This is a genomic window from Fictibacillus terranigra (assembly GCF_030412265.1).
GTDB lineage: Bacteria > Bacillota > Bacilli > Bacillales > Fictibacillaceae > Fictibacillus_C > Fictibacillus_C terrinigri.
Window position 1 is genome coordinate 131702 of the sequence record NZ_JAUHLN010000006.1, and the last position, 23471, is coordinate 155172.

A 23471-nucleotide genomic window follows, 5' to 3' on the forward strand; every position below is an offset into this window, starting at 1 on the left:
AGGGACGAACACAACGAATAATTATGTTTGCATGTCTTTTAGATCTTGGAGGAATTATGGCGACTGAAGTAAAAGAACGCGATTATTATTTCGACAACGCAAGATTCATATTAATTTTTTTGGTAGTGTTTGGACATTTCATTTCTCCGATCAAAGACCAAAACGATTGGCTCTATACCGTTTATAACTTTATCTATACTTTTCATATGCCGGCCTTTATCCTAATATCCGGTTTTTTCACAAAGGGAGTGCTCAAGGACGGATATTTATCAAAGATCTTCAGAAAAGTTCTTGTACCTTATATTGTGTTCCAGTTAATCTATTCTTTTTACTATTATGATCTTTATGATAAAAGTGAAATAAAGCTTAACTTTTTTGACCCGCATTGGGCGATGTGGTTTTTATTAAGCTTGGTATTCTGGAATATCCTTTTAAAAGTATTTGTAAAAATTAAATATCCTTTGATCCTTGCCATTGGAATCGGAGTTGCTGTAGGCTACATTACCGATATTGGCACCTATTTGAGCCTTCTGAGGACCTTCGTCTTTTTCCCTGTATTCCTGCTTGGGCATTATTTAACAAAAAGGGATTTTAAACAGATTTTAAAACCATCGGTCCGGATTGGTTCGAGTGTTTTTCTCGTATTGATGTTCCTCGCTTATCATTTCCTAATCCCGGACCATGCCAAGGACTGGCTGTTATCGTCATCCTCTTATGCTGAAATTCTTGGTCATAATGAATGGTATGGCGGGGTGATCAGGCTGGGGCTCTATGCCGTAATGTTCCTGGCCACCTTCAGTTTCTTGGCGATTATACCAAAGCGGAAATTTTTCTTTACGGAATTCGGGGAAAGAACGTTATATATTTATTTGCTTCATGGTTTCGTTTTAAAATATTTATTTACAACAGATTTGTTTTCATCCATCGAGAAAAATAACTATTACGTGATGCTTCTCGTTCTTGCTGTTATCATTACAATGTTTCTTGCCAGTAAACCGGTCATCGCTCTCGCCCAGCCGCTCATTGAACTTCGCTGGACAAAGCTAAACCGAATGCTGAGGAAAGATGAATAAAAAAACCATCTCGGATAAAAACCCGAGATGGTTTTTTTGTGTTACGGCTTGGATGTTCGAAACAGTAAGAACTGAAGAATTAGATAGGACGCAAGCCGGCTGGTCATGTCCCTGAAATCAATGGCGGGATCAATTTCGACGATATCCATGCCTCTTACTGCCCGATGAGAGGAGAGAAATTGAATGGCCGCGATCAGCGTATCGCTATTCATTCCCCCAGGGCCGATAGCAGGGCATCCCGGTGCGAAGGCCTGATCAAGCACATCCATATCTACCGAAACATAAACGGCAGAAACCTGTGATTGCAGCTGTTGAATACTTTCCTCAAGTATGCCGAGGATACCCCGCGCATTCACTTCGCTCATCGGATAGACCGTTATGCCTTGTTCTTTTGCATAATCTCGATAGGTCTTTCCATTTGAAAAATCACGCAGTCCAATTTGGATCAAGTGGTCCCCATTGATCTTCTTCCGTTCCAATAAGTTACGAAAGGGGGTGCCGTTTGAAGGTCCACCGTCCTCCAGATTACGCAGGTCGTGGTGGGCATCAAATTGAATGATGCCCACCGGGCCATGTACATTGCAAAAGGCTGCAATGCTGCTGGCGCTGATGGAATGGTCTCCTCCCAGTATGATTGGGGTCATCCCAGGATTCTTCTTAAGCACTTCCTCCATCACTTGTTCCAATCTGGCTTGAGTTTCTTTGAGATCGGTAACATGCGGTGTAATATCACCAAAGTCTGTGATGGGTGCGAATTGCAGATCGACATCTCTTTCAATGCTGTAGGTTGTGAAAGAATTCATCATTTTCCTGATTACTTCCGGCGCCGCTGAAGCCCCTGAGTGGGAAATCGAGGTCTTTGACAGCGGCATCCCGATCAGGCCTATTCCGCTTACCGGTCCTCCATCCCATTCCTGAAGCAGCTCCACAGCTTTTGTAATACCCCGGTCAATGAACTTTGGTTTTCCGAAAGGTTTTAGATGTTCGATATCATGCATAAGCGGGCTTCCTTCCTTCCGCCTTCTTTCCTTTCTTCCATACGGTATTTACATGGTTTACACCGTAATGGTAGGGAAGATACTGATAATTTGGGGCATCCCACAGAACAAGATCGGCCCATCTTCCCGTTTCGATAGCGCCTGCTTCGCTTCCTCTGCCGATGGCATACGCGGCGTTGACTGTGACAGCATTCCAAATTTCTTCAGGCTTCATTTTTAAGCGTAAAGCCGCCAAATTCATGATGAATTGAAGATTCTCAGTCGGTGAGCTGCCTGGATTAAAATCGGTAGACAGTGCAACAGTTCCACCGGCTTCAATGATGCTTCTTGCGGGAGCATAGCTGTCTTTACCGAGATAGAACGTGGTACCTGGAAGAAGAACGGCAATCGTTTCGGAAGCTGCAAGCATTTTTATTCCTTCTTCCGAGACGCCGACCAGATGATCAGCAGTAATGGCTCCGATCTCACAAGCCATTTCAGTTCCTCCAAGAGGAACGATCTCATCAGCATGAATCTTCACATTAAACCCAAGGTCTTTGGCTCTCTCAAGAAATCGTCGGGATTGTTCAACTGTGAAAACTCCAGTTTCGCAAAAAATATCGACAAATTCAGCCAGCCCTTCTTCTTTAATCTGCGGAAGAACATCCAACATGCTCTCCAAGAATTTTTCGGGCATATCCTTATATTCAGCTGGAACGGCATGAGCCCCGAGGAATGTGGAAACAAGATCGATATCGTGGGCTTCATTCAGCCGTTTAGCTACCCTCAGCTGTTTTAGTTCTGTCTCACGATCCAGCCCATATCCGCTTTTGGCTTCCATCGTTGTCACACCTAAACGCAAGCTCCGATTGAGATGAAACCATCCTTTTCGAAAGAGTTCTTCTTCGCTCGTATTCTTTGTTGCATTTACAGTAGATAGAATGCCGCCCCCTTGTGCCAGTATCTCTAAATAGGAAACTCCCTGCTGTTTCAAGGCCATCTCATGTTCGCGGGAGCCCCCAAATACGAGATGTGTATGCGGATCGACCAGGCCAGGAGTTACAATCTTGCCTTTACAATCTATGATTTCTTTCGCATCTAAACCCTTTACTTCCTCGGTTGTGCCTACAAAAGCAATTTTCCCGTCCTTGATACCGATAGCACCGTTTTCGACCACAGGAAGGACGGCCATATCCTTGCCTCGTTTTGGTCCGCCCGATGCCTGAACAGCCAGAAGCTGATCAATCGAAGTCAATAATGTATCCAGCATTTTATCCCTCCTATTCTTCCATCATCGGGATTTGTACTCCCTTTTCCTTGGCTGTTTTTTTTGCCAGCTCATATCCTGCATCCGCATGCCGTACAATTCCCATTCCAGGATCTGAAGTAAGCACCCTTTCGAGCCTTCTTGCTGCTTCCTCTGTGCCATCCGCAACGATGACCATCCCGCTGTGAAGAGAATAGCCCATTCCGACTCCTCCGCCGTGATGGAGGGATACCCAGCTCGCGCCATTCACCGAGTTGATGAGGGCATTTAAAATCGGCCAGTCTGCTACAGCATCGCTTCCATCGAGCATGCTTTCGGTCTCCCGGTTAGGAGAGGCAACAGAGCCGCAGTCCAGGTGGTCACGCCCAATGACAATCGGCGCTGACAATTCACCTTTAGACACCATTTCATTGATAATCCGTCCGAACTTCGCCCGTTCACCGTATCCGAGCCAGCAGATTCTGGAAGGAAGCCCCTGGAAATGAACTTTTTCTCTCGCCATCTTAATCCAATTGCATAGATGCTCGTTATCGGAAAACTCTCTTAGAATGACCTCGTCCGTTCTATAAATGTCCTCAGGATCTCCGGAAAGAGCCACCCATCTGAATGGGCCTTTCCCTTCACAGAACAGGGGACGGATAAAAGCAGGAACAAAGCCCGGGAACCTGAAGGCATCTTTTACTCCTTCATCGAACGCGACCTGGCGGATATTGTTTCCATAATCGAACACAACGGCTCCCTTAGCCTGCAGATCGAGCATCGCCTGAACATGCACCGCCATGCTTTCCTTCGCTTTTTTAATATACGTAACCGGATCCTCCGCTCTCATTCTTGCACCTTCCTCCATGGACATCCCAGCAGGAAGATACCCATTAAGCGGATCATGAGCAGATGTCTGATCTGTCACTAGGTGCGGAATTTCATTTCTTTCTGAGAGCTGGGGCAATAATTCAGCAGCATTGCCAAGCAAACCGATGGAAAGCGGCTTCTCTTGGGCCATCGCCTCTTTTGCCAATGACAATGCCTCATCCAAATCCTTGGCAAGCACGTCACAATATCTTGTTTCCATTCTTCGCTGAATTCGTGTAAGGTCACATTCAATCGCGATGACAACTCCGCCGTTCATCGTAACGGCCAGCGGCTGTGCACCGCCCATGCCTCCGAGTCCTGCTGTTACGGTCAGCGTTCCTTTTAAAGAATGGTTAAAATGCTTGCGTGCTGCTTCAGCAAAAGTTTCATAGGTTCCTTGTAGGATTCCCTGGGTTCCAATATAGATCCAGCTTCCTGCAGTCATCTGTCCGTACATCATCAACCCTCGTTTTTCCAGATCGCGGAACGTTTCCCAATTGGCCCAGGCTGGAACGAGGTTGGAGTTTGCGAGCAGCACCCTTGGTGCATCCGGATGAGATTTAAATACTGCAACCGGCTTGCCTGATTGGATCAAGAGTGTTTCATCACTCTCCAGTTTTTTAAGGGATTCCACAATGCTTTCATAGCTCTCCCAGTTTCTCGCCGCTTTTCCTATCCCTCCATACACAACCAGCTCTTCCGGCTTTTCCGCCACTTCTGCATCCAGATTATTCATGAGCATCCTCAGCGCCGCTTCTTGAACCCAGCCTTTCGTGTTTAATTGGTTTCCACGCGGAGCCGAAATTTTTTGAATGGTATTTGACATGGTTATTCCTCCTCTTAGCGTTGCATTTCTTTTGAATTTTTCATTGTGTTTTCCAGAAGTGCGTCCCAACGAACTTCTTTTAGCCATTCATTCATCCGTTCGATATCAGCTGCAAAAATTCTGTCAGACGTGATAGGCGGACAAACCTCAACAGCCTGGTCATAGATTTTGCGGGTTGCAGGTGCAAGGAGATCTATCCCTCTGTAGTGTACAGCTTGAAGAGCACAGATCATTTCTATGGCAAACACTCTTCTAACATTGCCGATGATTTGATAAGCATGCCTTGCTCCGATCGTTCCCATGCTTACATGGTCCTCCTGATTTGCTGAAGATGGAATGGAATCTACACTTGCGGGATGGGCAAGCGTTTTGTTCTCAGAAACCAAGGAAGCCGCACAATATTGCATAATCATTGCACCGGATTCCAGGCCAGGGTTTGCGCTGAGGAAGGCCGGCAGATCACTGAGCTGAGGATTTACCATCCGTTCGATTCTCCGTTCTGAAATGTTGGCGAACTCGGCCATCGCGATGCTGAGAAAATCCATGGCAAGTGCAATGGGCTGCCCATGAAAATTGCCGCCAGAAATGACCTTTCTTCCTTCATCAAAAATAAGCGGGTTGTCAGTGGCTGCGTTAATCTCAATCTCGAGCTTATCTTTTACATAGCCTAATGCCTGCCATGATGCACCATGAACTTGCGGAATACAGCGGATGGAATAAGCATCCTGTACTCGTACTTCTCCCTGCCGTGTCGTCAGACGGCTCCCGTCCAAGTAGGAAAGGATGCGCTCGGCGACTGCTGTCTGCTCTTTAAAACCGCGTGCCAGATGAATGTCTTTGTCAAAAGCGTCTGTGATGGCTGTTAATCCTTCCATCGTTAACGCAGCGATGGCTTCTGATTGGCTTGCAAGCTGTTCTGCTTCTAAATAGGCGGCCACTCCCTGAGCCGTCATTGCCTGTGTGCCATTAATCAGGGCCAGGCCTTCTTTAGCTGTAAGTGTGAGCGGCAAGATCTCTTCCTGCAGCAGCGCTTCCATCGCCTTCATTCTTTTTCCTCGGTACCACACTTCCCCTTCACCAATCAAAACAAGAGCCAGATGGGACAGAGGTGCAAGGTCACCGCTTGCTCCCAGCGATCCTTGCTGGGGGATAACCGGATGGATCTGGCAGTTTACAAGTTTTATCAGATTTTCTACAACTGCAGGCCTTACTCCCGAGAATCCTTTTAAAAGGGCGTTGGCACGCAATACCACCATCAGACGGCTTACGTTTTCTGGAAATGGTTCCCCGACTCCGCATGCATGGCTTCTTATTAAATTTAATTGCAATTTTTCTGTGTCCTCCGGAGCGATATAAACATCGCTCAGCTTTCCGAATCCTGTCGTTATTCCATAAATGACTTTCCCATTTTCTACAATCTCCTCAACCGCTCTTCGGCTTTCTTTTACTCTTTTTAAACTTTCCTTACAGGCGGTCACGATTTCCTTGGTATCCAAAATCCTTTTTGCCTCTTCTAAAGTTAATGTATGACCTGTCAAAACGACCATGCGTCATCCTTCTCCCTCTTGAATTTTGTTAATAAAACGCAGAAAGAGGCTGCATTTAAAGAACAGCAAAAAATACCTGTTCCTTGAAATGCAGCCCCCTAAATGTTCACTAATCACTATGGGCTATCCCCAATATTCGTTTAAATATGATTGATTCCGAGTCCGATGGCTTCGTGTTCCAGGCCTTTGACCGGGGCACCGATCGTCCCGTATAAAGCCACTGCAATCCATTCTCCCTCTTCCGGCTGCTCGTATGGCGTCCCCCTGACAATAGCAAATCGCAAACCCACTGTCCTAAGCACCGTACCAAGCTGAACCTGGCCGCGGGTAACACCATGAAGGGCTTCCATAATGGCATGATATAACGCATGGGTTTCCCGATACACCCCGCCGTTGATCACTTGGTTTTTCTTTGCAGCCGTTTCGATCGCTGCCACTACTTTGTTTGATTCCATGGAACCGACTTTACCCGTGCAATGGAACCATCCTAGTTCTTCCACCTTCGGTTGATGAGATTCATCCAATACATAAAGCATGGCAAGCTTTCCGATTAACTTTTGTTCTGAAAGAGACATCTTATCCACTACTTTCGCGGCTTTCCCTAATAACTGTTCACTACACCCAGTTTATGCCTTTCTGAATTGTTCGTCAATTCCCTTTCAACAACTTATCACTTTATCGAGGCAGTATGGCAGATGTATAAACTAGCAATCTACCGGGCAAGCTGTACTTATCAATCAATGAAAGAGAGTGGTAGTGTTGATTAATGTTCAAAAAGAAATTGTACATGCCACCATGAAAAGGCCGCCCGTAAAAAATGAGAACAGCCATGATTTCTTCATCGGCTATGATGAACAAGATACGCCTTTCCTTCTTTTACCCACAACGCCTGGGCTGCTCCTTGACGACGAATGCTACGGCATTTCATTTCAGCGGGATGCCTGTAATCCGTACAAATACCATTTAGATACTCACATTGTGCCTGTTAACTTGAACAGTATCCGTATGTTTATCGACCATCTCGCCTTCTTCTTCGGTCCAGACCATAACATGCTGAACTTCTACCTTGAAAGCAGCAGCTATCACGCCTATGTGAGCTGGAGCAACAAGAAGCAAGAAGAAGTGATCCGGGAGACATTACTGAAGTATGGTGCAGTTTCTTCTGTAGATGAGAAAAAGAAATACAGTGAATTGTTGGCCCAGCTTTTAAAAAATTAAATATCTTCTGGAAAAGTTATCTATTGAGCCAGCCATTGACAATACCACCATTCGACAATATACTACAAATAGTTTGAAAATATAAATATTCTATATATTCAAATTATAGAGTTTTTTTATGAATGGGGGACATCAATGAGTATTTTTAGAAAAAAATCCATTTCAGATATGATGGCTCAAAGCAACAATAAGGGATTAAGCCGTTCATTAGGAGCCTTTGATTTAACACTACTGGGCATCGGTGCCATTATAGGAACCGGAATTTTCGTTTTAACTGGAGTCGTGGCAGCGGAACATGCTGGTCCTGCCCTCATCCTGTCATTTATTATTTCGGGTCTCGCCTGTGCTTTTGCAGCCTTCTGTTACGCGGAATTCGCATCGACTGTCCCGATCGCCGGCAGTGTTTATACCTATACTTATGCCACGTTAGGAGAGGTCTTCGCCTTTTTAATCGGCTGGGATCTTATGCTGGAGTATTTGCTCGCCACATCGGCTGTGGCCACGGGCTGGTCCGCTTATTTTCAATCCCTGATCGCAGGATTCGGCCTTCACCTTCCAGCGGAACTCGCTTCAGCGCCTGGCACAGGAAAGGGTGGATGGATAAACCTCCCTGCCGTTGTGATTATCCTGCTGATCACTACACTGTTAAGCCGAGGCATCCGGGAGAGCGCCCGTGTCAACAATATCATGGTATTTATTAAGCTTGCTGTGATTGTTCTGTTTATTGTTGCTGGTTTCGGCTATGTGAAACCGGATAACTGGGCTCCGTTTATGCCGTTTGGTTTCGATGGGATTGTAGCTGGCGCCGCAACAGTATTCTTTGCCTACATCGGATTCGATGCAGTCGCTACTGCAGCGGAGGAGGTCAAACGTCCACAGCGTGATCTGCCGCTAGGCATCATTTGGTCTTTAACGATCTGTACCGCATTGTATATTGTCGTTTCTCTTATTTTGACTGGTATGGTGCCCTACACCAAGCTGAACGTTGCCGATCCCGTTTCATTCGCATTGCACTTCGTAGGCCAGGATTCGATTGCAGGGCTAGTCTCCGTCGGGGCGATTACTGGTATAACTACCGTTCTGCTCGTCATGCTTTTTGGGCAGGTTCGAATTTCCTATGCGATGAGCCGCGACGGTTTGCTTCCGCCAGTACTTTCCAAGGTTCATCCGGTATTCAAGACTCCTTTTAAGAACACATGGGTTACCGGATTTATCGCAGCCGGTATCGCCGGTCTTATTGATCTAACAACGCTTGCCCATCTTGTAAATATGGGAACTTTATCAGCATTTGCACTTATCGCCGTAGCTGTCATCGTGTTAAGGAAAACACATCCAAACCTGGAAAGAGCGTTTAAGGCTCCATTTGTTCCTGTATTGCCGATCTTAACTGTTCTCTTTTGCGGTTACTTGATGTTCAGCCTTCCTTCGATCACATGGATTTCGTTTGTCATCTGGATCGTCATCGGACTGCTCGTTTATTTTCTTTATGCGCGCACGAGAAGCAAACTCAATTAAATAAGACACTGTAAAAAAGAGGTGCGGAGTACATCCCGCACCTCTTTTTTATCCTTAACTAAACCGCTACACGCCTTCGTTTTCAAAACGGTTGAGATCCTTATTTTGCCCGATCACAACAAGAACATCACCCGATTTCAAGACGACATTGGCAATGGGTGAAACAAGGATGTCGCTGTCTTTTTTTATAGCAACAATGTTACAGCCATATTTGGCACGGACATTCAGTTCCGTCAGTGTTTTTCCTGCCAGTTTGTCAGTCACCCCGACCTCGATAATACTGTGTTCATTAGACAATTCAATAAAATCGATTATTTTTTCAGATGTGATAAGCTGCGCCACCCTCAAAGCCATGTCCCGCTCTGGATGGATGATTCGGTCCGCACCCAGCTTTTCAAGAACTTTATGATGATAGTCATTTTGCGCTTTGACCCAGACTTTTTTCACTCCCGCTTCCTTTAAAAGGAGCGTGGTTAATATACTGGATTGAATATCCTCTCCGATTGACACGATAACATGGTTAAAGTTTCGGATGCCGAGCGCGTTCAATGCCTTTTCATCTGTGGAGTTCGCCTGTACGGCCTGAGTAGCAATACTTGCAAATTCATTTACCCGCTCGATATCCCGGTCAACCGCCATTACTTCATAACCCATTTTGGCAAATTCCCTGCATATGCTTCCACCGAAACGGCCTAATCCGATAACGGCAAACTGCTTGTCCATTCTTCTCTCTCCTTAAAAACAATGATCAATGAAGAAACAAAAAAAGACCATTAAAAAATGGTCAGCTACATTCCCAACTGCCCTTCTTCCTATAAACATTTACGAGGTTAGCTGTGATTAGGAAATGGAAGGATCCCTTCTTATTTTGAATACATATAATGTAATCTTGTCCATCCAAATTGTCAATGTTTCAGTAAAGCCTTTCACAAGGTTCAAAAAATACCGGCCGCCTGCATGCCTATAATTGATAGTCCAAGGATCCAGACGTAGATGGCAAAACCTTTTAAAGACCCTTTTTTGACGAGAGAGATCATCCACTTGACGGCCAAGTAGCCGAATAGAGCTGACATGGCTGTCCCGAGAAAAAGAGAAAAGAAAGACAATTTTTCTGCTTGGCCTTCCAGCACCTCTTTCACCTGAAGCAGACACCCTCCTGCGATCGCCGGAATGGATAATAAAAAGGAAAAATAAGCGGCGGTCCCGCGGTCGATTTTTCGGAAAAGCGCAGCCGCAATCGTTAACCCCGAACGAGATACTGCGGGAAGTATAGCGGCTCCCTGAAAACTTCCGATCAACACCGCATCCATCATTGAAATGTCGTCCAGCTGCTTATGTCCTCGTGATTTCATCGTATCCGCTAACCAAAGCACACAGCCCGTCGCAAGAAACTCCCAGCCTACTGTGACACCTGTCTTTGATATCTCTTCAAAGTAATCCTTAAATGAAAGTCCGATAATGACTGTAGGTACTGTACCTGCCACAAGCAGCATAGACAATCTGCTGAAAGGTTTCCTAATCAGCTCTTTTATTTCTCTCCAGTAGATCGTCAGCACCGCGATTAGCGTACCAATATGAAGCATACTGTCAAGGAACAGCCCTGCTTCATCCAGCCGAAAGAAATGCCTTCCCAAAAGGAGATGTCCTGTGGAACTGACGGGCAGAAATTCTGTCAGTCCCTGTATGATCCCTAAGATGACCGCTTCAACCCAATCCATGTGTTCACCTCTTATCGCTCATCATGATAAAACGTATTCACTGGATAGGAAAGTTAGTACAAGGTTTCTTACAGAACACCCGAAAACAGCCGGGCAAAAGATTCCTTTGTCCGTTCCCAAAGTCCTCTTTTATAAAAACCGACCGGCCGAACCTTTTCACTTTCTTTCATATCTTCTTCATAGTGTTCTACCAGGTCCCTGATCGAGGAGGCTCCCGTTAAAAAAACATTGACTTCAAAGTTCAGGTGAAAGCTCCGCATGTCCATATTCGCTGTACCGATGGATGCCATGTCCCCATCCACGATAATAACCTTCTGGTGCAGAAACCCTTTCTTATAGGAATAAATTTCAATCCCGCTTCGCAGCAATTCAGGAAAATACGATCTTGTGGCATACTGTGTCAGAAATCCGTCATTGATCTTTGGCACCATCAGCCTAACCTGAACCCCTTTACGTGAAGCGATCCTTAAAGCGGTTCTGATGGCTTCATTTGGAACAAAATAAGGAGTAGCAATCCATATGGATTTAGTTGCACAGGATATGAGGGAATAATACAGATCACTCATGATGCCTTCCTGGGTATCCGGTCCGCTGGGAACCACCTGAACCGCACCATCCCCTGTCACAGGAACCGGCTTAGTGTACTCCTCATGTTCAAGGAGGTATTCTTCACAAACGTAATCCCAGTCCAGCAGGAACACGGCATGAAGCGTCTGAACGGCTTCACCCTCCATAACCATGTGGGTATCCCTCCAAAAACCAAAATTCGGATCTTCACCCAAATATTCGATCCCTACATTCAGTCCACCAACAAATCCTACTGCTCCGTCAATAACGATGATCTTTCGGTGATTTCTAAAATTAAACTTTTGATTAAAGAATCCATATTTAATCGGCAGGAATGGATGAACCTGAATACCGGCTTTTTTCATTCGTTCGATTTCTTGTGACGAGAGCCCCAGGCTTCCGAGTGCATCAAATAAAAAACGGATTTCTACCCCTTCTTCTGCCTTATGGATCAATATATCAATCAATTCTTTTCCAAGCCGATCCGATCTGAAAATGTAGTATTCCATATGTATGTATCTTTTGGCTTCCAGCAGCCGGCGTTTTATCTCGGGAAACGTCTCTTGCCCGTTCTTAAGAATTTTTGTTTGGGTCGCACTGTTTTGAAAGGTCATCGTCACATTATGCGCAAATTTCGAAAAACACGCTTGATGCTCATTAAACAAAGACCAGTCCGGTTTCTGTTCTCTTTTAGCCAGCAGCTGCAATTCTTCCCTGTCATGTTTACGTTTACTCTTGAATAGATGGCCCTTTAAGTAGAGCTGGCCGGAATACAGATAAAAAATATAACCGAAAAGAGGAAAGAACACTAAAGCATAGATCCACACCAGCGTATGCTGCGCTGTCCGGTTCTCGAGCAAAAGGGAATAAGCAGTAATAAAAAGGATCAAGAAATAAGCAGCGGCGCTCCCCCACTTCCAATATGATCCCATATCTGAAAAGAAGTTAATATACAAAGCCGCAATCATTACAAGGACAAATATAAATTCACGAATCAGTTTCATGGTCCATTCTCCCACTGCTTGGTTTTCAACTAAAATTCCCGTAATTTTAGTCCATTAAACTAAAAAGAAGGAGAAAGCCTCTCCCTCTTACCATTCGTCTTCGTTATGTTCAAACAGGTCGATGACTCCAAGTACGATGTGTGCAAGTCCAAACCCAAGCAGAATGTTAGAAAACGAAGAATACTTTCGTGAGTTCGCGAAGGAAAAGGAAGCCAAGCTTACAGCCGTTCCTAAAACAGTGGGAATTAACCCTTCCCTTCTAAACATAAAATCCCTCCTTTATCTGAATATCCTTAGTATTTTCAACTTCAGCAGGAGTATGACATATTTCCATTCGAACTCGTCATACAAAAAAATCAAAAAAACACAACGGAGCAAAATCATCCGTTGTGTTTATGGAGTGAACGTCAGCTCTTCACTTTGTGCTGTACCCTTTCCGAACTTTCCGTAAATGGTAATGAGCATCTCCAGTTCCTGCTGTGAAAGTTTGCTCAATAAATTTTCCATGCTTTCCATCCGCCGTTCTTCTGCTTCATTCAAGATGGCTCGCCCTGTCTCGGAAAGCTCCAAGTAAACAATTCGCCGGTCCGCCTCACTGCGATAGCGCTGTACATAATTCTTTTTATAAAGACGGTCAACTGCCACGGTTACAGCACTCGGCTTCACTTCGAGCATTTCAGCAAGTTCAGTAACGGTCCAGCGGTCTCTAACAGACAGCATTCTCATCAAAATGTATTGAGTTCTGGTCAGATCTCCTTCACCTGTCGTTTCCGGATGCAAACTTTTAGACAGTATATAATGAGCCACTTCCAGCTTTTCAACATATGCCTTTAGTCCTTCTATTTTCATTTAATAGAATCCTCCAACTTTATGAACTAATAACATTATACTAAAAAATCTAAACATTGGAAATTTATTTTTTAGAAAATTAGGTTCCCTAGGTCAAATGGCATATATGGATGAAATTGACACTTTTAACGATATGAGCTAATATTTTATTGTAACGTTCAAGATAAACTGAACGTTCAAAAGGAGGAGAACATGAAAGAAACGTATTACCTGGAAGATGTCGAGCAGCTGAAAGTATTGAGTGATCCTCTACGTCTGAAAGTTCTGTGGGAGATTACGGATGAAGCGAGAACAGGCAAAATGATTGCTGCCATCCTCGAGGTTCCAGCTCCTAAAATACATTATCATCTAAAGGAACTGGAACGTGTTGGATTGATTTCTGTGCAAAAAACCGAAGAAAAAAACGGGATCATCCAAAAGTTCTACCGTCCGATCGCTCGAAATTTTTCGGTTGAAAATATTTTGAAACAGCATAAGGAAGATGTAAAAGAAGAATTGTCCGACACGCTAAGAGAGAATGTCCTCATTTCCCTTGATAAGACAAAAAGTTATCTGCGAAGAGTGAACAGCTCTTTATTTGAAGAGTGGAAGCAAATTAAATTTGGCTATGACCAATTGTATCTAAATGAATCTCAAATCAAAGAGTTCGAAGAAAAAGCCAAAGAGCTGCAGACGCTGATCCGGACATTTAAAGAAAACCGGCAGAAAGACGGTGAACTTTATCACATGCTTCTTCTAGCTTTTCCGTTTCAAGAAACCGAATACCCTGACGAATAGGAGAGTGCGTCATCATGGCAGAGGCGCTAGTTAGAAAAGAACAAGCGGAAGCCCCGGTTTCCTTTTTCAGCCAAAAGAAATTTTTGCTTATGTGGGGAGTTTCTCATCGGAATGACCTTTCCGGCAACGAATATCCCCATCGTTTCTATCTTTCAGCAACTAGTTGACCGTTCGATGCTCGGAAGGCTTTCAGGGCTGCTCACCATGGCTTCGTTAGGGTTAACTCCTGTTTCATATGCCGTGACCTCATTCTTTCTCTCAAATGGCGTCCCCATTTCTTCCAGCATGTTTGGCGGTGCCTGTTCCTTGCTGCTCGTAAACTTTATTGTGCTTTGGAAATTGCCCGTATTTCGTAAAACCACTTAAGGAGGAGCTACAATGAAAATTTTGATCGTCGGAGGTACTCGTTTTGTAGGTCGGTATTTGACCGCTTCATTTTTACAGAAAGGCCATCAAGTTACTCTTTTTAACAGAGGATCGAATTCTGGATCATTCCCTGAGTGTCAGACCTTGGTTGGAGACAGAGACCGTGACCTGAAACCATTAATGGGAGGTTCGTGGGATGCGGTTGTGGACACGTGCGGATACTTTCCGAGGCAGGTGGAACGGATGGCAAAATCGCTTAAGGAGTCCGTTCCCCATTATACGTACATTTCATCCGTATCCGCCTATAAAAGCATGGAGGAAAAAAATCAGACAGAAGAAAGTGAACTTGGTACACTGGATGACCCGTACACAGAAGAAATAAATGGCGAGACCTATGGCCCTTTAAAGGCAGCCTGTGAGAAAAAAGTCAAAACGGTTTACGGAGAGTTTTCGACATTGATCATACGCCCTGGATTGATCGTCGGACCTCACGATTATTCTGACCGGTTTACGTATTGGCCGGCTAGAGCAGCCAGAGGAGGAGAAATACTTGCACCTGCCGAACCCGACAGACAGGTTCAATTTATCGATGTAAGAGATTTGGCTGAATGGGTGACTTCGATGGTGGAGCAAAAAGCATCGGGGGTATTCAATGCCGTGGGAGATGATTACAAGATGGGCGAAGTCCTGACAGCCTGCCTTTCCATCACCAATTCTCGTGGCAGGCTGGTTTGGGCTGAGGAAACATTTTTAAAAGAGAAGAAAGTGGACGAATGGATTGAACTTCCGCTGTGGGTCTCTTCAAAGGAGTTCATCGGAATACAGCATATAAACAATGACAAAGCCATCGATTCAGGGCTCACTTTCCGAAGCATCCAGGAGACCATTATGGACACTTTGAAATGGGATCAGAAAAGAAATATCAAAACAGGTGATTATAAAGCTGGTCTATCCGCAGATCGTGAGAAAGAATTGCTGTCTGAATGGCATACCAGGTCGGCTTCACATTCTTGATTCCGTAAAAAAAAGAAAAATCGGGCGGCTTCCCCATGGCACTTGTCCAGACTCCAGCTATTTCTATGCATATCATAAGAATGTAGAGAATGTCACTCTCTCCTGCCGGGTCTCTCCGGCAGAAAAAGCTCTTCCCCACCCCAATTCTTCATCATGCGTTCGGCCTTTGCCATAATCGTTATTGATTATGGCCTTTTTTCATTTCTAATCAGCTGGAATGATGAATATGGATCGGTATATTTCGACATTTCAGAAGGGAGATCTCCAGCGGTAAATACTTGCTGTATTTCACGGTGGCTGATTTCCATTTTGGCTAAAGCCGGATAGATCGAGTAATCTGTTCTCTGCTGATACCGGGTGTCCATCGACTGAAAAGCCTGAAGGGTCGATTCTTCGATATCCTTAACATACTCATTAATCTGATGGATCTGCTGTACAATCATTAAATACTCTGCCTTCAATCGATGCATTTCCTCGATCTTTTTCTTCATGGTTCTTTCCGCGGCACCTACTTCACGGTCTCTTCCCTGTTGAAGAGTATCCACAAAATCCTTCATTCTGTACCGTCTGCTTTCCTTGAGCTCATCCAGATGTTCCATCGCATCCCGTTCCTTCGCCATCAGCCTGAGATACTCATCCTTGCTCTCATGCAATTCCTCCATACTGACACGCGAATTTCTTCTTCCATACTGGCCCAGCAGGCTTTCATACTCTGAAGAGGCCATCTCCTTCTGCTTATGTAAGATCTTCCATCGTTCATTGGCCTCTTTTATACGTTCATCATATTCCTTGCTCATTTGATTAAACTGCTTAAGTTCAGGATACATACTGTACTCCTTTCTAGTTAGAAAAGCTGAAGCAGGTGTTTAGAGCCGATAGACGGTGGAGGTCTCACGCAACAACACGCTTTTTGTGTTGAGGCGTGAGAGCGAAGCGGCCAAGGCTCTGCCTGCTGAAGCTGGATCAAGAAAAGCTGATGCCCTCAAGGATCCATAACCTCGCTCAAAACTCCTTCTTTACATTATTCGTGAAAGGAATCCGGTTTAAAGGTCTCGAATGTTAAAGGGTTACGAACTAAATATCACAGAAAGAGGAACGAGCATGAAATCAATCCTTATCGTCCGGCATTGCAAAGCCAATGGCCAGGAAAGAAATGCAGTACTGACCAATGAGGGTTTGCGGCAATCGCGCGAACTCAAGAATTTTTTAATGGCCAAACCCGTTGACCGCATCATTTCAAGTCCCTTTACACGAGCCGTTGATTCCATTGAACTTCTGGCTAAAATCAAAGAACTTCCTATTGAAACCGATGAGCGCTTGGCTGAAAGGATACTGTCATCCGTCGAACGGGCGGACTGGCTGGAGCTTCTGGAGCAATCCTTTAATGATTTTGCAATCGTTCTTGAAGGCGGAGAATCCCATCAGCAGGCGACAGAAAGGGTTAAGCCGCTAATAGAAGAGATTTTGGCCTCGCCGTTTCAATGTACTGTTCTTGTTACCCATGGCAATTTAATGACCCTATTATTAAAGATCTTTGATAACCGGATCGGATTCTCGGATTGGAGAGCCCTATCAAACCCGGATGTGTATGAAGTGACCGTAACGGAAGAGGTGCGTATCCAAAGAATTTGGGAATAAACTGGTAGTTCTTTCCACACCCCCACCCGCGGACACCCAAGGGCGAAACCTGTGTTGTAGCTAATATCACTATACAAAAACCAGGAGGTCATTCATCCATGAAAAAGGTAATAGTAGCTTCAATCTTAGGTGCATCTCTATTCGGTGCTAACGCAGGAATCTCTCACGCGCAAGATTGCCCGCAAAGCGGAAATGTACAAGTACAGCCGCAACAAGGCCAATCAGGTGCTGATATAAATAAATTGATCGAATCTCTTAAGAAACAAGGGTTTAATGTTCAAACTCAAAATGTTGAGCAACAACAACAAGCTCCAGCACAAGATAAAACTCAAACGAAACCCGCTCCACAAGAGCAAAAAGCAAGCGAAGCGCCAAAATCTGATGCTGCAGCAGGACAATTAACAGCTGACGAAAAGCAAATGGTCGACAAAGTGAACCAAGAGCGCGAAAAAGCTGGAGTTAAACCACTTCAGGTTGACATGGAACTAACTAAAATGGCTCGCGTAAAAGCACAAGACATGATCGACAACAACTATTTCGATCACAATTCACCAAAATACGGTTCTCCATTCGACATGATGAAAAAGTTTGGCATCCAATATCAAACAGCTGGTGAGAACATCGCTGGAAACTCTTCAGTAGACGGAGCTCACACTTCACTCATGAATTCTCCAGGACACCGTGAAAACATCCTAAAATCTGACTACACAAAAGTCGGTATCGGGATCGTTGACGGCGGAAAATATGGTAAAATGTTTGTCCAAGAATTCACTGGATGATCATATTAACAAGAGGCACCCCATCAGGGTGCCTCTTGCCTGTATTTCGCGTTTCCACACACAACCAAAAAAGCCCGCACAATCGCTGCTAAGGCAAAATGGTTTTTCTTTTTCCTTTTCTCCTCCCCTGCTCATATCGGCAGAATCACTTCAAAGGTTGTACCTTTTCCTACCTCACTTGAAACACGTACGGTTCCTTTATGGTTTTCAATAATTTTATAACTGACCATGAGCCCTAATCCCGTTCCCTCTTCTTTCGTGGTATAGAACGGTTTGCCGATTCTGTCCAGTACTTGGTTTGGCATCCCGCTACCATTATCCGTAAAGCAGAAGTGGACTTGGTTTTTTTCAGTACGGAAAGCTTTAATAAATATGGTTCCACCTTCATCTGTCGCTTCAATCCCATTTTTTATTAAATTGATAAACACCTGTTTGATCTGAAAAGGATCGCAATCGATATCGGGAATATTATCCTCAATCTCCACTTCCAACTCAATGTTTTTTAGGATGGCCTGGGTCTGCAGCAAGGAGACAGTTTCTTTCAAGGTGACCACGAGACTGCTTTTTTCAATATGCTGGCGGTCAGTTTTGGCAAGAAGCAGGAATTCTTTGATAATATATTCGATACGGTCCACTTCATTTAAAATGATGGAATAATAAGCCTCATGTGCCTTGCTCTCATTTTGCAGCAGCTGGATAAACCCTTTAAGGCTGGTGAGCGGATTGCGTATTTCATGTGCGACTCCTGCCGCCATTTCACCGACCACATTCAAGGTTTCTGCTTTTCGAAGGCGTTCTTCTGTCTGTCTCCGATCGGTTACATCCTGTAAAATACACAGATGAACCCCAGGAAGTATGTCTTTCTTGCCTGTACATTCCATCAGCCTTTTTTCTTCCCCCAGGACTGCTTTAAACTCCCATTTGAGGCTTGGATCGAGCATGAATAGGTCCCAATTAAGAGATAATTCACCTTCATCTTCTTTGCAGATAAAGGAATCCAGCCGGTTGAGGTTCATATCCCTTCGTGGAATTCCCAGTGCCTCGAGCGCGGCCGCATTAGCCTCGAGAATGACTCTGCTGTTATTCAGCAATAGAATAGGATTGAGTGTATGATTAAATATTTCTTTGTATTTATGCGCGTAGAGTATCAATTCTTCTTGAGATCTTGTTTCGAGCGTGCAATCCATTGAAGTGCCTGCCACTTCTATTACCTGTCCATCTTGAAACATAGGAGTCAGTACAGTCTGAAACGAACGCTCCCTATCATGCGTTTCAAAAATGCAGGGCCGGCCGCTGAAGGCACTTTCAAGATAAGCGGTCCAATGCTGAATGGTTTTAAGAGGTATCAGATCACTTAGAGGGCGTTCTGAGGCTGCAGCATGTAACCTGGTATCGTTGGGAAGCTTTCCCTCGGAGTGTGTGACAACATAGTTTCCGGCAGCTTTTCTTTTGATTCTGAAAAGGTGAACTGGACTGAGTTCCAATGTATGAATCTGTGAGTCGTCCCCTTGAGGACGTTCAAAAGGCTTCTGCATTTTCATCATTTTCACTAAGAATTGTTCAACCATGGTGTATACCCCTTTTCTCCATAGTTGGATTTTTGTACGCTTTCCATCCTTGATATATTCGATAAAAGGTAAGATATTCCTATTATGCAAAATGCCTAATTTTTGGCTGTGAAATACTAGTAGTAAAATCCTATGATAATCAGAAAAACCCCTCCTTCTCTACTGAGCACGGAGGGGTTGATTTATTTAGCTTTTTTCGCAAATTCTCTCATAAGGTCCTGAGAAAGAGGTCCAATGATTTTTTTTTGAATAATGCCTCTGGAGTCAATCAAATAACTCGTAGGAAGGGAAACGGCCTGGAATTTCTTGCTCACCCTGCCATCCTGATCCAGAAGGATGGGAAATGCCACATTTCGTTCCTTTACAAAAGCAGAAACCGAATCCGTACTCTTTTCTGTATATCTTAAATTCACAGCCAGGATGCTCAAATTTTTATCTTCATATGTACTAAAGATTTTTTGCATATCAGGCATTTCCTTTCGGCAGGGCGGACACCAGGTCGCCCAGAAATTAAGGATCACCTTTTGACCCCGCAGATCCTGGATCGAGATCTTTTGGCCGTTCAATGCCGTCATTGTAAAATCCGGCACTTTGTTGCCCGGTTTCAATCCTGTACGCCCGTTCTGCTGCACTGTGCTGAAGGTACTCTTTGATGCTGTCTGTTTGGTCGGACCTGTCTCCTGTTTTGATGTCCACAGTGCGAGCCCGATTAATCCAAGAAGGATGAGTACGATGATAAATGGTCTTATTTTCATAGAACCTGCCTCTTTATCTTTTTTGAATCGTTTTACTGTCATTATACCTATTGATCCACACTTTGTCCTACGTAATCAACAGCGTTATTAAGATAACGTTTGGAAACAGGGTTTTGAATGGCGCTGAATTCTAGAAATACGCGGCCTGACAATGAAGTTCCTATAAAAATACGATGAGGACCGCCGATATATAAGTGTAGCCCAAACGAGAAATGTATCTTTAAATTCAGCAAAAAGCGAGGATGAATATAATATGGATAAAACATCGGTGATTGGTTTAGTCTTTGGCATTGTTGCTATTGGTGTAGGAATGGTACTAAAAGGGGTTGCCATCTCTTCGCTGTTCAATCCCGCAGCACTGCTGATCATCTTTGCAGGAACGGCCGCTGCCATCATGATTGCCTTTCCTTTAAACGAAGTAAAGAAACTGCCCAAGCTGTTTAAGATATTATTCACAGAACAAAAGATGGTCAGCAAGGCAGAACTGGTCGGAATATTTATTGAATGGGCAACGATCGCCCGAAAGGAAGGATTGCTTGCACTTGAGTCAAAATCGGATGAGATCGACGACCCTTTTTTAAAACAGGGGATCAAAATGATTGTCGACGGGCAGTCCCCCGAATTTATTAAGGATGTTCTCATAAAGGATCTGGAAACGATGGAAGACCGCCATCTCAGCAATGCGGGCATCTTCTCGCAGGCCGGAACGTATGCACCCACGTTAGGTGTACTCGGAGCGGTTGTCGGACTTGTGGCTGCTCTTGGCCACATGGATGATATCGAAGCCCTCGGCCATGCCATTTCTGCTGCATTTATCGCAACTCTCTTTGGAATATTTACAGGGTATGTCCTCTGGCATCCCTTCGCTAATAAATTAAAACGGAAATCACAGAATGAAATCATGCTAAAGGAAATTATGATCGAAGGCCTCTTATCCATACAGGATGGAACATCGCCAAAAATATTGGAAGAGAAACTTTTAACCTACATCCCCGCGAGCGAGCGGGAAAGACTAAAAGAGGGTGTCAGTCTTGACTAGAAAAAAGAAAAAACATGATGACCATGTAGATGAATCCTGGCTTATCCCCTACTCAGACATGCTGACTCTCCTTCTGGCACTGTTCATCGTTCTTTTCGCCATGAGTGAAGTGGATGCATCCAAGTTCAAACAGATGGCCAATACGTTCCGCAGCCAGTTTTCCGGCGGAAGCGGAGTGATGGAAGAACAGTCTCCTATTTCACCTCCAGAATCCACTCCGTTTCCTAAAAAGGAAAATCTCGTACAGTTATCCATTCAGGAAAAGGAACGGATGGAGAAAGCGAAAGAAGAACTGGAATCTTTGCATAAGGTTCAAAAGAAAATTGACAGTTTTATTAAAGACAAGCACCTATCAAAAAGCCTGCAGACGAAACTGACGGAAAATGGTCTATTGATCACGATTTTGGATAATGCTCTATTTGATTCAGGAAGTGCGACCGTGAAGACAGATTCAGTGAGTATCGGCAGGAATCTGTCCAAGCTCCTCGTCACCAATCCCCCCAGAAACATTATTATCGCAGGACATACGGATAATGTGCCAATTGAGACGTCTCAATACAAATCAAACTGGGAACTGAGCGCCATGCGTGCGATCCACTTCATGCAGATCATGATGAAAAACCCTGATCTTTCTCCCAAAACGCTTAGCGCAAGCGGGTATGGAGAATACCGGCCGAGGGCCACTAATAAAACAGCTCAAGGCAAAGCGAAAAACAGGCGGGTCGAAGTACTTGTCCTTCCCAACTACAGTCTTGAAAACGCAAAATAAGAGGTGAGCCGAGGCTCATCCTCTTATTTTTTACTGGCCGTTTTGCTTATTTGCTTTTTCCCGTTCATTTGGTTCGTATGTTTGGCGATAGGAATCCAGGAAGGTGATCCTCTCGAGCATTGTAGGGTGGCCGTATAAGAAGAATTTCACGAGCTTTGGCGGATTCACTTCGCTAAGTCCCGAGATCGTCAGCTGCTGGAAGGCCCCTACCGCTGCATCCGGATTCTTTGTCATCTCAATCGCGTACCGGTCGGCATCTTTCTCCGCTTTACGGGAAACTGCATTTTCAACAGGTCCAGCTGCAAATGATAACAGGCTGAAAATCAAGAGCAGAACAGGGAGGCCTGCGATATCCCCTATGCCTTTTATCCCCCATTGCTTGCCCCACTTTGAGACCGCCCAGGAATATATCCTGCTGCCCAGGAAAAGGCCAAAGAACGACAGGATGATGGCACCAATTAGATTTTGATAAAGATGTTTCATCACATAATGCCCCATCTCGTGGGCCATCACAAATAAAACCTGTTTATCGTTCAGTTTATCGATCGTCGTATCCCATAATACAATTCGCAGATTTGACCCTATGCCATTTACATAGGCATTCAGGGAATTGGTCTTCGCTGACATGTTCACTTCATACACGTTGGAAGCCGGTATATCCGCCCGATCGGCAAGTGTTAATATTTTCTCCTTCAGTACCTGGTCCTTTAAAGGATAGAATTTGTTATAGAGCGGATCAATCACAACAGGCTGGATGAAATATAAAAAAATGGTGAACGGAATGGAGATAAGCCACGCATACAGCCACCACTTCTTCTTGCTTTTACGGATAAAAAAGTAAATAACCACTACAGTTAATACCGTAAATAACCATCCCATCCAAAAGTCGATCAAACTGTCTTTCATCCATCCCTTGAAGGGCTGAACGGAGATGTGATAATCTCTGGAGATCGTATAGCTGTAATATCGAAGCGGGAAGGTCAAAATCCAGCTTATAAAGGACAGCAAGAGGACATACAAGGCTGTGTGGATGAATGAAAAACGGGTGACTTCTTTCACAGCGCCCCTCATTCTCTTCGATAGACCAAACCCTAAAACGATCAGATAGATCAGCCATTCCAGCGGAACAGACAAAAAGTAGATCCAATCCTTTATTCTTGAGAAATCATAGCTCAGCTTGAGCTGCCTTTCATTCATAAACATGGTAGGATCGGCAGCAGATCCGCGAAACTGTACCGGCAGATCTGTCTGAGCGCCATGGATTAAGTAATACCACATGGCGGCTGCATACAGCATGAAGCCAACAGCGATCAAAAAAGTTTTTTTCACACGCTCTCCCCCTTACGGACATCCTAT

Annotated in this window: 24 protein-coding genes; 10 read left to right on the plus strand and 14 right to left on the minus strand. The window is 44.5% G+C overall.

The window, feature by feature from the left end; translation table 11 throughout:
- Positions 1-56: 56 nt before the first annotated feature.
- Entirely contained in the window at positions 57-1073 is a 1017-nt protein-coding gene (locus QYF49_RS22120; RefSeq protein ID WP_290401766.1) for an acyltransferase family protein, read from the plus strand.
- 41 nt (positions 1074-1114) lie between these two features.
- Here QYF49_RS22120 and hutG read toward each other — a convergent pair whose 3' ends face one another.
- From hutG to hutP, 5 genes are all read right to left on the minus strand, one after another.
- Positions 1115-2062, minus strand: a complete 948-nt coding sequence (hutG, locus tag QYF49_RS22125) for a formimidoylglutamase (RefSeq protein WP_425589631.1) — start codon at positions 2060-2062, stop codon at positions 1115-1117.
- 1 nt (position 2063) lies between these two features.
- A complete protein-coding gene (hutI, locus tag QYF49_RS22130; protein WP_290401768.1) occupies positions 2064-3320 on the minus strand; it encodes an imidazolonepropionase in 1257 nt (418 codons plus the stop codon).
- A gap of 10 nt (positions 3321-3330) precedes the next feature.
- A complete protein-coding gene (gene hutU, locus QYF49_RS22135; protein WP_290401769.1) occupies positions 3331-4992 on the minus strand; it encodes a urocanate hydratase in 1662 nt (553 codons plus the stop codon).
- Between the two features lie 14 nt (positions 4993-5006).
- A complete protein-coding gene (hutH, locus tag QYF49_RS22140) occupies positions 5007-6539 on the minus strand; it encodes a histidine ammonia-lyase (RefSeq protein ID WP_290401770.1) in 1533 nt (510 codons plus the stop codon).
- 140 nt (positions 6540-6679) lie between these two features.
- Positions 6680-7114, minus strand: coding sequence for a histidine utilization transcription antiterminator HutP (gene hutP / locus QYF49_RS22145; protein ID WP_290401771.1), 435 nt, complete (start codon positions 7112-7114; stop codon positions 6680-6682).
- 184 nt (positions 7115-7298) lie between these two features.
- On the opposite strand from hutP, the gene QYF49_RS22150 reads away from it, so the two are divergent.
- Both QYF49_RS22150 and bcaP read left to right on the plus strand, forming a co-directional pair.
- Positions 7299-7757: a hypothetical protein gene (locus QYF49_RS22150; protein ID WP_290401772.1), complete on the plus strand. Its 459-nt coding sequence runs from the start codon at positions 7299-7301 to the stop codon at positions 7755-7757.
- Positions 7758-7892: 135 nt separating this feature from the next.
- Positions 7893-9272 (plus strand): branched-chain amino acid transporter BcaP, encoded by a 1380-nt coding sequence (gene bcaP / locus QYF49_RS22155; RefSeq protein WP_290401773.1) that lies wholly within the window; start codon positions 7893-7895, stop codon positions 9270-9272.
- 66 nt (positions 9273-9338) lie between these two features.
- Here the strand turns inward: bcaP and QYF49_RS22160 are convergent, their stop codons facing one another.
- The 5 genes from QYF49_RS22160 to QYF49_RS22180 all read right to left on the minus strand — a co-directional run bounded on the left by QYF49_RS22160 (position 9339) and on the right by QYF49_RS22180 (position 13410).
- Complete coding sequence (locus tag QYF49_RS22160; RefSeq protein ID WP_290401774.1) at positions 9339-9995, minus strand: potassium channel family protein; 657 nt, start codon at positions 9993-9995, stop codon at positions 9339-9341.
- A 212-nt stretch (positions 9996-10207) separates the two neighbouring features.
- A complete protein-coding gene (locus tag QYF49_RS22165; protein WP_290401775.1) occupies positions 10208-10990 on the minus strand; it encodes an undecaprenyl-diphosphate phosphatase in 783 nt (260 codons plus the stop codon).
- Positions 10991-11058: 68 nt separating this feature from the next.
- Positions 11059-12561 carry a cardiolipin synthase gene (gene cls / locus QYF49_RS22170; protein ID WP_290401776.1) on the minus strand — a complete coding sequence of 501 codons (1503 nt, stop codon included), beginning with the start codon at positions 12559-12561 and terminating at the stop codon, positions 11059-11061.
- Between the two features lie 87 nt (positions 12562-12648).
- The gene (locus QYF49_RS22175; RefSeq protein WP_290401777.1) at positions 12649-12828 is read right to left on the minus strand and encodes an asparagine synthase; all 180 of its coding nucleotides are present in this window, start codon (positions 12826-12828) and stop codon (positions 12649-12651) included.
- A gap of 126 nt (positions 12829-12954) precedes the next feature.
- Positions 12955-13410: a MarR family winged helix-turn-helix transcriptional regulator gene (locus QYF49_RS22180; RefSeq protein WP_290401778.1), complete on the minus strand. Its 456-nt coding sequence runs from the start codon at positions 13408-13410 to the stop codon at positions 12955-12957.
- Between the two features lie 192 nt (positions 13411-13602).
- Here QYF49_RS22180 and QYF49_RS22185 point away from each other — a divergent pair, with 192 nt between their 5' ends.
- From QYF49_RS22185 to QYF49_RS22195, 3 genes are all read left to right on the plus strand, one after another.
- Positions 13603-14187, plus strand: a complete 585-nt coding sequence (locus tag QYF49_RS22185; protein ID WP_290401779.1) for an ArsR/SmtB family transcription factor — start codon at positions 13603-13605, stop codon at positions 14185-14187.
- A 111-nt stretch (positions 14188-14298) separates the two neighbouring features.
- On the plus strand, positions 14299-14553 hold the full coding sequence (locus QYF49_RS22190) for a hypothetical protein (protein ID WP_290401780.1): 255 nt from the start codon (positions 14299-14301) through the stop codon (positions 14551-14553).
- 12 nt (positions 14554-14565) lie between these two features.
- Positions 14566-15567: an NAD-dependent epimerase/dehydratase family protein gene (locus tag QYF49_RS22195; RefSeq protein ID WP_290401781.1), complete on the plus strand. Its 1002-nt coding sequence runs from the start codon at positions 14566-14568 to the stop codon at positions 15565-15567.
- A gap of 185 nt (positions 15568-15752) precedes the next feature.
- Here the strand turns inward: QYF49_RS22195 and QYF49_RS22200 are convergent, their stop codons facing one another.
- A complete protein-coding gene (locus tag QYF49_RS22200) occupies positions 15753-16394 on the minus strand; it encodes a hypothetical protein (protein WP_290401782.1) in 642 nt (213 codons plus the stop codon).
- Between the two features lie 274 nt (positions 16395-16668).
- Here QYF49_RS22200 and QYF49_RS22205 point away from each other — a divergent pair, with 274 nt between their 5' ends.
- Together QYF49_RS22205 and QYF49_RS22210 are read left to right on the plus strand one after the other, a co-directional pair.
- Entirely contained in the window at positions 16669-17205 is a 537-nt protein-coding gene (locus tag QYF49_RS22205) for a histidine phosphatase family protein (RefSeq protein ID WP_290401783.1), read from the plus strand.
- 98 nt (positions 17206-17303) lie between these two features.
- Positions 17304-17984, plus strand: coding sequence for a CAP domain-containing protein (locus tag QYF49_RS22210; protein WP_290401784.1), 681 nt, complete (start codon positions 17304-17306; stop codon positions 17982-17984).
- Positions 17985-18115: 131 nt separating this feature from the next.
- On the opposite strand, the gene QYF49_RS22215 is transcribed toward QYF49_RS22210, so the two are convergent.
- Positions 18116-19552, minus strand: a complete 1437-nt coding sequence (locus QYF49_RS22215) for an ATP-binding protein (RefSeq protein WP_290401785.1) — start codon at positions 19550-19552, stop codon at positions 18116-18118.
- A 182-nt stretch (positions 19553-19734) separates the two neighbouring features.
- Complete coding sequence (locus tag QYF49_RS22220) at positions 19735-20307, minus strand: TlpA disulfide reductase family protein (RefSeq protein WP_290401786.1); 573 nt, start codon at positions 20305-20307, stop codon at positions 19735-19737.
- A 253-nt stretch (positions 20308-20560) separates the two neighbouring features.
- On the opposite strand from QYF49_RS22220, the gene motA reads away from it, so the two are divergent.
- Both motA and motB read left to right on the plus strand, forming a co-directional pair.
- A complete protein-coding gene (gene motA, locus QYF49_RS22225) occupies positions 20561-21346 on the plus strand; it encodes a flagellar motor stator protein MotA (RefSeq protein ID WP_290401787.1) in 786 nt (261 codons plus the stop codon).
- The gene (gene motB / locus QYF49_RS22230) at positions 21330-22115 is read left to right on the plus strand and encodes a flagellar motor protein MotB (RefSeq protein WP_290401788.1); all 786 of its coding nucleotides are present in this window, start codon (positions 21330-21332) and stop codon (positions 22113-22115) included. The genes motA and motB overlap by 17 nt, the downstream gene beginning before the upstream one ends.
- Before the next feature lie 30 nt (positions 22116-22145).
- Here motB and QYF49_RS22235 read toward each other — a convergent pair whose 3' ends face one another.
- Positions 22146-23444, minus strand: coding sequence for a M48 family metallopeptidase (locus QYF49_RS22235; protein WP_290401789.1), 1299 nt, complete (start codon positions 23442-23444; stop codon positions 22146-22148).
- Positions 23445-23471: the final 27 nt, after the last annotated feature.